The following is a 12,474-nucleotide window of genomic DNA, read 5'->3' as shown; positions in this document are numbered from 1 at the left end:
TTTAATCTGAGGGCGAGATATGGTTGAGAACAAGAGAAAACTGAATTTCCATAGTTTTAAATTACAACTGCGACTGACATTTATAGTGCTTATTGTAATACCGGTTATTTTTCTGGGAGTATATTCCTACTTTATTGCCAAAAAGAACCTCATAGAGCAGACAAAGGTGGCAATGCGTGGAAGTGCCAATGTTATAGCCTATGGTATTGAGAATAATGCCAAAAGAGAAAATGATGTTATCAAGTTCTTTTCATATGAAGAGAATTTCAGAAGCAGACTTGAATATGTTAAGGAAGATCCGTTCTCATTGACAGAGGAGCTCACAGAGAATATCGAGCCTCTTATCTGGTATTACATCGGGAGCGACATGAGTATTGAGTCCATACATTTCTACTCTGACCTCCTGGGGCAGGATCATATCGGAGAGTTTTTGAGCCAGCCTAAGAGTGAGATGGAAGAGAAGTGGTACGAGCTCTGTAAAAATGATAATGGGGCTCAGTGGGTTGCTGATGATACAGGAGGAATCTATATCATAAAATCTCTTTTGGATGTCAGCACGTCTTCTAAGGTCATAGGTATTGTAGTCCTTAAGGTAAATAATGAATTTTTCTTTTCCATTACTAATCAATCGAGCTATCTAAACAACGGAATTATCATAAGCGATGAGAATGGCAACATAATAACGGAAAAAGAAATAGCTGATAAGAATTTAAATGAGCGGATAAAGGAAACAATATTCAGTGGCAGTATCGAAGGTGAAAAAGAATCATTTATCACCACAGATGAGTTTTTCCTTATGGCTGAAGGGAAGATGGCTAATGGATGGCGTCTCTTTTACTATGTTGATAGAAGCGAGATTGGCGTAGAGGTTTTGTCAATATTATCGTCAGTCATGCTGATTGCAGGAGTTATTTTTGTTGTTGGCTTGCTTATTGCGACACTAATCTCTAACAGGATGAGCAATAGAATAAGTAAACTCAATGATGCGGCAAACCTGATCCGAAACGGAAATTTCGATATTGAGATAAAAGACAGTGGTAAGGACGAAATAGCTGAGCTGTCAAGTTCCATGGAGGACATGGCATCAAAGCTGAAGTATATGGTTGATGAGATCAATCAGAGAAATCAGGAAGATCTTCTGGTAAAAGAAAGCGACATTCATTACAGAGAATGGCTCTTTGATTTCGTAGTTGAAAAGAATAATGACATTCTTGCGGTTGTAAATGAGGATGATTTCTCATGTAATTTCCTTACGTCCAATGCAGAATCAATTCTTGGATTATCCATGGAAGATATGCAGGAAGATATCAGAGTCCTTACAAAGGCGCAGAGAGAGGGCAAAGAGGAAAGATTAAAAGACATTATCGAGGATTGCAATAAAAAAGGCGCTGCAAGGATCATTGATGAAATCAGATTTGAGAATGTTAAGACAGGGGAGCATCTATACTACCGTGGTGCTGTTATCTGTACTATTGATGACGGCGGAAAAAGAATGGCCATTGCCCTGTATGATATAACACAGGAAATAAGAAGAAATCATCAGCTTCAGGAAGCTCTTAATGCTGCTGAAACAGCCAATAAGGCAAAGACAAGCTTTTTGGCCAATATGTCACATGATTTCAGAACACCTATGAATGCCATCACCGGTTTTAACCTGCTTATTGATAAACACGCAGAAGAACCTGATAAGGTAAAAGAATATACGCATAAGATAAGTCTGGCATCTCAGAATCTTCTTTCTCTTCTTAATGACGTTCTTGATATGAGTAAGATCGAGAGCGGAAAGACCACTCTTGATATAAAGGAAGTAGCTATAGGCCTTCTTTTGGAAGAAATCAATTCTGTTATAAGCTTCCAGGCCAAGGCCAAGAATCAGGAGTACATAGTAAGAATCGAGGAGATGGAACATGACACATTCATGGGTGATAAACAGAGAATAAATGAAATCCTCATGAATATTTTGGGAAATGCTATAAAATACACGCCTGAGGGCGGAAAGATCGAGTTCCTTATAAATGAGTCACCATCATCATCCGAAGGCTTCCAAAATGTCAGATTCACCATAAGAGATAATGGTATAGGTATGAAGCCTGAGTATAAAGACAAGATATTTGACGCTTTCACAAGAGAAGACAAGGGAGCAACCAAGGGAATCCAGGGAACCGGCCTTGGTATGGCCATTACCAAGAGTCTTGTTGAACTTATGGGTGGCACGATCCGTGTTGAAAGCGAAGAAGGTAAGGGAAGTACATTTATAGTCAACTTAAGGCTTAAAGCAGTTGATGAAAAGGATGTTGGTTTCTGGAAAGCCCATGGAATCAGCTGTGTAATGCTTGTTGCGGAAAAACCTGAAAGCTATGAGCAGATCAGAACAGCCCTTGAGGCTGATAAGGTAGAAATGCTTGAGTCCAAGACCGGCTTTGAGGCGATACACGTTATTGAAAACTGTAACAGCGCAGAGAAGCTGATAGATCTGATCCTCATCGACAACGAAGTAGAAGCCATGTCTGCCGCAGAAATCGTGAAAATGGTAAGGTCAAAGGACAGAAGAAATAACAGCCTTGTGCTTGTTATGGCTGATTCCTACGAGGATGTAGAAGATGAGCTCAAGAAAGCAGGAGCCAACGATATCCTTCCTAAGCCTGTCTTTATCTCAACTCTCAAGCAGATTGTTGAGGATATGACATCCAGAGCTTCGGCAAAAGAGACCAAGGAGGAAAAGAATCCTCTTGAGGGCATGAAGTTCCTGGCAGCAGAGGACAATGATATTAACGCTGATATCCTTACTGAACTCATGAGCATGGAAGGCGCAACTGTAACAAGGGGCGTCAACGGTCAGGAAGTTGTGGAAATGTTTAAGGAGGCAAAAGAGGGCGACTATGACATGATACTTATGGATATTCAGATGCCTGTTATGAATGGTTATGAGGCAGCTGCAGCCATAAGGGCAATTCCAACTGACTGGGCGCAGAGGATACCTATCATAGCCATGACAGCCAACGCCTATGCAGATGATGTACAGCAGGCCTTTGATGCCGGCATGAATGCACATGTTTCAAAGCCAATCGATATTAAGGTTGTGGAGAGAACTATCTTAGAATTTAAGAAATAATTAAATGTCTTTTGACACATAAGTGTGAGACAATATATATAAACTTACGTAATGGAGGAAATGACAGTGAGAGGGACAAAAAAGATTACTGAAGATATTTTTTGGATTGGAGCAAGTGACAGGAGACTGTCGAGATTTGAGAATATTTTTCCAATTCCTGAGGGAGTATCATACAACAGCTATTTTGTTGATGATGAGAAAACGGTAGTATTTGATACAGCAGATATTTCTGTATCTGATCAGTATATAGAAAATCTGAAAGAAGTTTTGGGTGATAAGAAGCTTGACTATCTCGTTGTTCTTCATATGGAGCCTGATCACTGCTCACTTATTGATACAGTTACAGCTTATTATCCGGATGTTACTGTCGTAGGTAATTCAAAGACATTTACATTTATGGAGCAGTTTTTCCCTTCGGCAGCAGGATTTAAGAAGCTGGAAGTAAAAGAGGGAGACACCCTTTCCACAGGTAAGCATACTTTCCATTTTGTTGCAGCGCCAATGGTTCACTGGCCTGAAGTTCTGCTTGCCTATGACGATGCTTCAAAAGCTCTTTTCTCTGCAGATGCTTTTGGCACCTTTGGGGCGCTTGATGGAGGAATATTTGCCGATGAGTATGACTATGAAAAAGATTTTTTGGATTCCTCAAGAAGATATTATGCAAATATAGTTGGTAAATACGGAATGCAGGTGCAGGCTGCTCTGAAAAAGGCAGCAGGACTTGATATTCAGATGATCCTTTCTCTTCATGGCCCTGTTTGGAGAAAGAATATAGGATGGCTGCTTGAAAAATATGAAAAGTGGAGCACTTATACTCCTGAGACAGAGGAAATCGCACTTGTTTACGGAAGCCTTTATGGCCATACAAAGAGTGCAGCAGAGGCAGTTGCTTCAGGACTCAGAGAAAAAGGAAAAGCTGTTAAAGTGCACGATGTATCAGGCACTGATGTCTCCTATCTGATCGGTGAAGTCTGGAGATGCAAGACGATAGTACTTATCTGCCCAACCTACAATGGAGGCGTTTATCCGCCAATGGAGGCATTTCTTAATGATATGATCGCCCTTGGAGTTCAGAACCGCACTTTTGCCCTTGGACAGAACGGAACCTGGGCGCCGATGACTGTTAAGCTCATGACAGACAAGCTTTCCGCGCTTAAGAATGTTACTATTCTGGAAAACACACTGACAATAAAGAGCGCGCTTCATAGTGCAGATCAGGGACAGGTAGATGCTTTCGTTGATAGTATTGCAAAAGCGTAAATTTTTTTGACATAAGTACAGATAGTAATTATATTATTAATGGTCTAACAAAATTAAGAATTACTTTGGAGGAATGTTGTGAGAAAAGGATCTTTTTTTAAGAAGGTAATGGGCGCAGTGCTCACAGCGGCTACTGTTTTTGCAGCTGTTTCAAGCCATAGCCTTGTTACAAATAATGAGGGAGCTGTAGCTCAGGCTGCAGGACGAGTAGTTAGTATTAATTCATGTACTATTGCCGGTGATCAGGTAGTAGTAAATGTTTCAGCTGGTACTCTCCCTTCTTCAGATGATGGAAGGTATTATCTTTATGCTGATGAGGTATATCAGGATGGCACAGTAGGAACTGTAGTTGCCACAACTGAGAGAGCAGGAAATGCTACTTTTACATTCCCACTTAATTTCTATTCAGCAGAGTCAAATTTAAGTAAAAAGTTTTTGGTTGCCGTAAAGAGCGGCGGTTCAATGGTTCAGGTAAGTGACGAACATTACATCACAAACCCTGAAGCAATTGCAACAAAGACAGTTGCACGTAATGACCACGGTATGAAGGGTATCCTTCCTAACAGCGCCGACGAGGCCACTTTCAAGGATCTCGGAATCGCACAGATGGTCTACAACCTTTACATGGGCGATATTGTAGGACCTGGTGATGGCTCAAACGTTGTTCACTTTAGCTACAATGGTGCTGATTATCAGTTTAATGGTGCTGCACTTGCTCAGTATGATGGATTTGTTCGCTGGTGTTCAATCAATAACTTCCAGCTTACAATGACAATCCTTAACAACAAGACAGAAGCAGGAGCAGATCTTATCCATCCGCTTTCAAGAGATGAGCATGTTTGTCCCGGCTATGCCATGAATACCAAGGAAGACGCAGGAACTCAGCATATTAAGGCTATTGCAGCTTTCCTTGCCCAGAGATATTCTGGTGGAGCTTATGGAACTGTTGATAACTGGGTTATTGGCAATGAAGTTAATGCCAGAACAGAATGGTATTACATGAACTCAACAAACCTTGAGCTCAATGTAAGTGAGTACGTTAAGGCTTTCCGTATTTTCTACAATGAGATCAAGGCAGTTAATGCCAACGCAAGAGTGTATACTTCTTTTGACCAGGAATGGTGCAGAAAATCTAATCCCGGATGCTTCATGTCAAAAGAGTATCTTGATAGATTTAACTATTACATGAACCGTGAGGGTAACGTTGACTGGTCACTTTCAGTTCACCCTTACAATGCACCACTGTTTGACCCATATGCGTGGAAACAGCAGTCACAGTATGTAAGTGCTTCTCTTAATACTCCTTATATAACAATGGAGAATATTTACATACTTACAGATTATATGTGCCAGGCTTCATTCCTTGCACCAAGCGGAAATGTCCGTAACATCTCACTTTCAGAGATCGGATTCACATCAAGCTTTGGCGAGGATGCTCAGGCAGCTTCACTTACTTATGCATATACAATGGCTGAGAATAATCCTTATATTTCAAGCTTTATCCTCTTCAGAGAGACGGATAACGCTCATGAGATCGAGAGTCATATCGCTCAGGGATTAAAAAATCTTGATGGCAGCAAGAAAATGTCTTATGATTTTTACAAGTACCTTGGTACTGCACAGGCTGCTACATACAAGGCTCAGGCTTCTCAGATCATTGGACAGGACGTTGATGCACTTGTAACTAACAGAACATTCCTTTCAAGAAATGGATGGTTCTTAAACGACTAATAGCAGATTTTTGCGGCAGTCCAGACGGGCTGCCGCTTTTCTTTTTGTAAAAAACGTGTTAGGGGTGAAATAATGGATAGAGATTTGTTAGGGAGTATGTATAACGACTTTTTTACCAGTATTCCGAAAACTACTGACGTAAAAAAGCCTGAGGTTAAGAGCGAGGCAGATGCTGTAAAACAGGCAAGAGATGCCATAGATGAGGCAAAAGAGCTGGTAAAGTCCGGGCCTACAGTTGAGAAAACTGAGGAAGAAAAGCCAGCAGAGCCTGAGACAGATCCAATGGAGGATTTAGACAAGCTTATCGGGCTTGATACAATAAAGGACGATGTAAAAGAGCTGACTTCTTTCGTTAAGGTTCAAAAGGCCAGAAAGGAACAGGGACTTAAATCTGTTCCGGTTTCACTTCACCTTGTTTTTACCGGAAATCCTGGAACAGGTAAAACTACTGTAGCAAGAATTATAGCAAGGATTTATAAACAGATAGGAGTTCTTTCAAAGGGGCAGCTTGTTGAGGTTGACAGATCAGGTCTTGTTGCCGGGTATGTTGGACAGACTGCCATAAAGACTCAGGAGCAGATAAAAAAGGCAATGGGAGGAGTTCTTTTTATTGATGAAGCGTATTCCCTTGCTCAGAAAGATGATGCATTTGGCCAGGAGGCAATAGATACTATACTTAAGGCAATGGAAGATAACAGAGATGATTTTGTTGTCATTGTTGCCGGATATACAGGGCCTATGAAGAAGTTCATCGACAGCAATCCTGGACTTAAGTCCAGATTCAATAAATACATTGAATTCCCGGATTATAACATAGATGAGCTGGAGAAAATCTTCTACATGAATTGTGAAAAATACGATTACACTGTGGAAGAGGATGCAAAGCATCAGATAAGGGCGCTTATTACTGCCAAGAAGATCGAGAATATCGACAATTTTGCCAATGCTAGAGAGGTCAGAAATCTTTTCGAAGAGATAATAACCAATCAGGCCAGAAGAGTTGCAACACTGGAGAATCCTTCAAGTGAAGATATGATGAAGATTGTGCTTGAAGATCTCAGTGATAAGGTTGAAGAAGGCTCAGGGGAGTGACACCCTGAGCCTTCTTGCATTATTTAATATAGAACCGAAGAGTTTTTATTAGAGCTTTTATCAAGCATTGCTCTCGTGAAGTGAAGTGGAATCAATATCTCCAAAGAGGCCAAGCTTGTAGAGTGCCGGGCGAAGTGCAATGTAGGCAACTACTGCGATTGCTGAGTTTATTACGGCATTTATTATAGTTGTGTAAGTTGTTATTGCTACAAGGGCCTTGATGGCAGAAGCAGCTTTTTCTGCATCAGGAGTTAAAAGTGTGTACCATACATATTTAAGTGATGGCTCGAAAATGCAGTTGAATCCAAGAGCAGCAACAGCTGAAATAATTGACCATTTTACAATGTATGTCTTTGGATGATTATGTGAAATGTTAGCAATCTTATGAGCAACGAGACCTGCTATAAGACCAATAACAAGCTTGCAGATAAATGTTCTGGGAGCTGACTGGGCATATCCGCCGAGTATATCAGCAAGTGAAAGTCCGATTGCACCGGCGATTCCGCCATAAGGGCCACCAAGTAAAAGTGCCCCGAGGACTACAAATGCATTTCCTACATGGATCTTGGTTCCGGCAGCGTTGATAGCAGGGAAGATTGCGTATCCGACGTAGCAAAGAGCTGCCATGAGGCCTGAATAGGTTATCTTGAGTAAAGTCTGATTCTTTTCACGATTGTTCATAATATTGCTCCTCCGTGTTGTTTTTTCATACTGTGTAATATAACATTAAGGTGGTACTATTAAAATTACCAAAAATGGAGAAAATTATATGACCAGATATATAGAAATATATGAAGATGTCAGGAAAAAGATAGTATCAGGTGTTTATGCTTATAATACAAAACTTCCGTCAAAACGTGTAACTGCGGAAAACTATGGGGTTAGTGTGATTACAGTTGAGCATGCTTATGAGCTGCTTGTGGAAGAGGGGTATGTTTATACCAGGGAAAAAAGCGGGTATTTTGTAAGCTATAGGGAAAATGAGTATTTTTATGGTAATAAATCAGAGCAGCCAATTAGAAAAGTAAGCAGTTTTAAAGTGGCCGAGAAGGCAGAAGAGATTTCTTTTAACATATATGCCAAGACCGCCCGAAGAGTGCTGTCAGAATACGGGGAAGAGATCAAGGTAAGGCCTGACGCTTATGGCTGCGAAAACTTAAGAATGGCCATATCGGATTATCTTGCCAAAAACAGGGGGATAGAGGCGGATTATAGAAGAATTGTCATAGGCTCCGGAGCAGAGTACTTGTATGGCCTTATAGTAAGAGCTTTGGGGAGAGAAAAGATTTTTGCTATCGAGGATCCCTCTTATCACAAAATTTTAAATGTGTATGAAGCAGAGGGAGTAACTACCGATAAACTGCCGCTGGTAGCTGATGGAATAAACAGCGAATCCTTGTGGGAAAGCAGCGCAGAAGTCCTTCATGTTACCCCATATCGAAGCTTTCCAACAGGAGTTACAGCCTCTGCTGCAAAGAAATCTGAGTATATCAAATGGAGCCGGAAGCGGAATGGAATTATTATAGAGGACGATTTTGAGTCCGAATTCTCAGAGAGCAGAAAGCCTGAAGAGACTCTGTATTCACGGGATGACAGCGGAAGAGTTATCTATGTTAATACTTTTAGTAGAACCATCGGCTCTTTTATGAGAACTGCCTATATGGTAATTCCTGAGAGGCTTGAAGAGCAGTTTAGGGATAGGATTGGTTTTTATTCCTGTACAGTTCCTGCTCTTGAGCAGTATATTTTGGCTGAACTTATTGAAAATGGGGACTTTGTGAGGCATATCAACAGAGTCAGAAGAAAAAGAAGAGAAAATCATAGCGACAAAATGTAAAATATAGTTGACATTATGCTATCGCAAATGTATTATGTAACTATCAGCTGAGAAAGTAGTTTATAAATATGATTCTTTTTTGGAGGTTAGTTATGAGTAGTTATTCATTGGGAGTAATAGTTGGACTTGCAGTTACATTTGCGATTTTAATGATATCATTTTTTCTTAGGAAAAAGTATCATGCAGGAGAGGAGCACTACGACGAAAGGCAGATACTTATAAGAGGCAAGGGCTATAAGATAAGCTTCATGACAGTTGTCTGTATAAATGTATTTTATTCTCTTTTCTTCTATGGGATAACAAAAGAGTTTGTTTCTCCGCAGTTTGTGGTACTTGCATCAGCATATATCGGTATAGTTGTTTACACATTGTACTGCATATTTAACGATGCATATCTGCAGGTTGGCCAGAAGGCAAAAACATGGATAATAGTTCTGCTTATAGTTACTATAAGCAATGCATACTGTGCAATAGTGAGTCTTGATCGCGGCTTTAATGATGCAGGTTTTGCAACAAGTTTTTCATTTAATACTTTGTTTGCGGTTTCTTTTGCGATAGTTCTTGTTGGTATAGCAATCAAGTATTTCCTGGATAAGAGAGGTGCTGCGGATGAAGAATCTTAAGATGAAAGCTGCCCGCGCCGGCAAGGATCTGTCCCAGCAGCAACTTGCCGACCTGTGCGGGGTATCAAGGCAGACGATCAATGCCATAGAAAAAGGGGACTACAATCCTACAATCAGCCTTTGTATTGCTATATGCAAGGCTTTGGATAAAACACTTGATGAATTGTTCTGGGAGTAACAAAAGAAGGTGGATACATTTGCTTACCAAAAAAGCGGATTTGAAAATTTCTCAAATCCGCTTTTTCTTTAAGTTGACTCATTGGGGCGGTTCCATTTTCTATCCCAGGTTTCCATAACTTCGTCCCATACAGATGGTCGCAAAATAAAATAGGCAATTACAAGTTCAATTACAGAAAGAACAAGATTTAGAACTATATCTGAAGTTTTTAGAGCGCCATCCAGTATTCCTTCTGATACCAGATCAACATTCATGAAAGCATATATATCGTTAATTGTATGAGCGATAATTGATGGAAAAAGACTTCCACTTCGAAGGAAAAGTGCCGCGAACATGATGCCTGAACAGGTTGCGGTAAATACTTGTAAAATTGAAGAATCTATTCTTGCTCCTGCGAATATGTTTGTAGCATGTACCAGGCCGAATACTAATCCGGTTGCTATGACTACCCATGGTATTAGAGATTTCTTTTTTATCTGTCTCATCAGGTATGAAGCCGGAAGACCTCTGAATATAGTTTCTTCAACAGATCCTGCGACACAGGCCATAAGGACAGAGTGCAATGTGGGAGGTGCAAAGTTTGTTTTTAGAATGAGGGAAGTTATAACATCCGGCAAAAGCCATATTATAACTATGATAAAACCAATAATGATCCATCTGCCAAGATTAACTGTTTTAAGAGTGCCCTCATACTCGGGATAGAACCATCTTTTATAAATACATAGTGTAATGAAAGCACCAACTATTAAACCAATATAATTAATATCTTCTGTTAGTAATGGAATGATTCTTTTTAGTACGATAAAAGCTATCGATGCAACAACATTACTTATGATCGCGCCCCAAAGCATAAGCCCTATTGTGCCAATAAGCCAATGCTTATCGAGGATTTTATGATTTATGATTTTCTTTTCTCTTGTTTTCATGATCGCTCTTACCTCCATAATTGCTATTCTATATAAATGTTATCATAAAATAGAATGGTAAATGAAGATGTAGCATGGTAAAAAGAAAGATTAAATCAAAAGTCTGTCTTTATCTTATCTAGAAGTCTTCTCTTTTCCTCAAAAAGAGCGTCAACATCAGCACCTTCAGTGATATTCCATTCTTCTTCCAGATATTTAATCTGTAGTTCGACATACTTAATGGCATCCTCAAATTTTCCAAGTATTTCATAAATCCTTGCCTGTGCCTGAAGATGATCCATACATATATGTTCCTTGTGGTTAGTTACATATATTTCCTCAGCCTTGTGATATTTTTCCAAAGCCTCATCGTATTTTGCATTGGATGCGTAAATGCCGGCTACTTCAAACATCGCATCGTAGCTGTCATGAAACTTCTCCTCAATATGGGATACTATTTTCCATGCATCCTCAACACGATACTCGGCAAAAGCAATATATGCTTCATATATTGGAACAAGAACAGCATTATGATCAGGCAGTTTTGAATAGGAAGCAAGATAATTTGCAGCCTCCTTGGTACGATGATCCACAATCAGGTTGTCCATAAGAAACAAGTAATTTCTACCGATTTCAGGATACTTTTCGACTAATTCCTTGAAAAATTCTATAGTGCTGTTATGCTGCCTTGCGTTCCAATCCCAGACTACAGCGCCTTCACTCTTTTGCAGGAGCCATTGGTCCTCTTTGGCGTTAGGATGTAAATTCATAGCTTTTCTTGCATACTGACTGACATATCTGCTATCACTTAACATTCTGTGATGATAAAGATGCGCAAGGAATGTGTAAATCCTTCCATCCATCCTGCTCGGATGACTCTCATCATAATCATCTTTTATATCAAGCAGAAACTCCTTTGTATTGTTAAACACTTCGTCTGTCAGTTCACTTTCATAATCAAGCATGTTTTCAATGCGGTGCAACTTCTGTTCTACAGACAGATCAAAAAGTTCATCAATTGTAACACCAAAGAATTCGGATATTGATGGGAGCAGTGATATGTCCGGAGCACACACATTGTTCTCCCATTTAGATATAGATTGACTGCTCACTCCGAGTGCATCTGCAAGCGCCTCCTGTGTTGTGCTGGATTTCAGGCGAAGCGCCTTAATCTTGTTTCCAATATTCATTTTCGCGTTCTCCTTGTGTGATTTTTGAAGAAACGAAGCTTCATTTCAGTTCTTACATGAACAATTGTAAAGTATTGTACTGTTACGCACAATGACGCAGTTTTCAAGTATATACAACCGGAGGTTGGAGGTAAGATTTTTCCAAATCCAATCGGAAAATGCATAATAAAATAATTGGAATACGATAAGGTCTGATTCTCATGTATGTTTGTGGAAAGTAATCTCGATAAGGTAGAAAAATGGTAGAACTGAGATAGAAAAAGCGGGTATGAGAATTTCTCAAACCCGCTTAAATTCTGAGTCGAGGCGACAAGATTCGAACTTGCGGCCTCTGCGTCCCGAACGCAGCGCTCTACCAAACTGAGCCACGCCTCGATAATAAAAAACCCAGATAATAAATCTGGGTAGTAGAGCGATAGACGGGGCTCGAACCCGCGGTCTCGACCTTGGCAAGGTCGCGCGTTACCAACTACGCCACTATCGCATTCATATGAGTGTCACATCTGTGACAACGAATTGATTTTAGAATAAATTTAGTGTATTGTC

Annotated in this window: 10 protein-coding genes and 2 tRNA genes; 7 read left to right on the top strand and 5 right to left on the bottom strand. The window is 40.1% G+C overall.

The features are described from left to right. Positions 1-19 precede the first annotated feature (19 nt). The 4 genes from C4S54_RS12705 (at position 20) to C4S54_RS12690 (ending at position 7,195) form a co-directional block, all read left to right on the top strand. Entirely contained in the window at positions 20-3,112 is a 3,093-nt protein-coding gene (locus C4S54_RS12705; RefSeq protein ID WP_103869860.1) for a response regulator, read from the top strand. A gap of 66 nt (positions 3,113-3,178) precedes the next feature. After that, complete coding sequence (locus C4S54_RS12700) at positions 3,179-4,372, top strand: FprA family A-type flavoprotein (protein ID WP_103869887.1); 1,194 nt, start codon at positions 3,179-3,181, stop codon at positions 4,370-4,372. Between the two features lie 78 nt (positions 4,373-4,450). After that, positions 4,451-6,103, top strand: a complete 1,653-nt coding sequence (locus tag C4S54_RS12695; RefSeq protein WP_103869859.1) for a DUF5722 domain-containing protein — start codon at positions 4,451-4,453, stop codon at positions 6,101-6,103. A gap of 72 nt (positions 6,104-6,175) precedes the next feature. Next, positions 6,176-7,195, top strand: coding sequence for an AAA family ATPase (locus C4S54_RS12690; RefSeq protein ID WP_103869858.1), 1,020 nt, complete (start codon positions 6,176-6,178; stop codon positions 7,193-7,195). Positions 7,196-7,255: 60 nt separating this feature from the next. Here the strand turns inward: C4S54_RS12690 and C4S54_RS12685 are convergent, their stop codons facing one another. Then, positions 7,256-7,876, bottom strand: a complete 621-nt coding sequence (locus tag C4S54_RS12685) for an ECF transporter S component (RefSeq protein ID WP_074886841.1) — start codon at positions 7,874-7,876, stop codon at positions 7,256-7,258. Between the two features lie 88 nt (positions 7,877-7,964). On the opposite strand from C4S54_RS12685, the gene pdxR reads away from it, so the two are divergent. The 3 genes from pdxR (at position 7,965) to C4S54_RS12670 (ending at position 9,833) form a co-directional block, all read left to right on the top strand. Next, the gene (pdxR, locus tag C4S54_RS12680) at positions 7,965-9,032 is read left to right on the top strand and encodes a MocR-like pyridoxine biosynthesis transcription factor PdxR (protein WP_103869857.1); all 1,068 of its coding nucleotides are present in this window, start codon (positions 7,965-7,967) and stop codon (positions 9,030-9,032) included. Positions 9,033-9,124: 92 nt separating this feature from the next. Further along, positions 9,125-9,655, top strand: a complete 531-nt coding sequence (locus C4S54_RS12675) for a hypothetical protein (RefSeq protein WP_103869856.1) — start codon at positions 9,125-9,127, stop codon at positions 9,653-9,655. Further along, on the top strand, positions 9,642-9,833 hold the full coding sequence (locus C4S54_RS12670) for a helix-turn-helix transcriptional regulator (protein ID WP_022772280.1): 192 nt from the start codon (positions 9,642-9,644) through the stop codon (positions 9,831-9,833). Before C4S54_RS12675 ends, C4S54_RS12670 begins: the two co-directional genes overlap by 14 nt. A gap of 68 nt (positions 9,834-9,901) precedes the next feature. Here C4S54_RS12670 and C4S54_RS12665 read toward each other — a convergent pair whose 3' ends face one another. The 4 genes from C4S54_RS12665 to C4S54_RS12650 form a co-directional block, all read right to left on the bottom strand. Next, positions 9,902-10,759, bottom strand: coding sequence for a CPBP family intramembrane glutamic endopeptidase (locus tag C4S54_RS12665; RefSeq protein ID WP_160110764.1), 858 nt, complete (start codon positions 10,757-10,759; stop codon positions 9,902-9,904). 95 nt (positions 10,760-10,854) lie between these two features. After that, positions 10,855-11,928: a helix-turn-helix domain-containing protein gene (locus C4S54_RS12660; protein WP_103869854.1), complete on the bottom strand. Its 1,074-nt coding sequence runs from the start codon at positions 11,926-11,928 to the stop codon at positions 10,855-10,857. A 301-nt stretch (positions 11,929-12,229) separates the two neighbouring features. Further along, positions 12,230-12,303 (bottom strand) — tRNA-Pro (locus tag C4S54_RS12655). Positions 12,304-12,339: 36 nt separating this feature from the next. After that, positions 12,340-12,412: transfer RNA gene (locus tag C4S54_RS12650), tRNA-Gly, on the bottom strand. Positions 12,413-12,474 lie beyond the last annotated feature (62 nt).

The sequence above is a fragment of the Butyrivibrio sp. Su6 genome (genome assembly GCF_900108105.1).
Lineage (GTDB): Bacteria > Bacillota > Clostridia > Lachnospirales > Lachnospiraceae > Butyrivibrio.
Note: the sequence above shows the minus strand (reverse complement) of the source record. Positions and strands in the feature narration are given on the sequence as shown.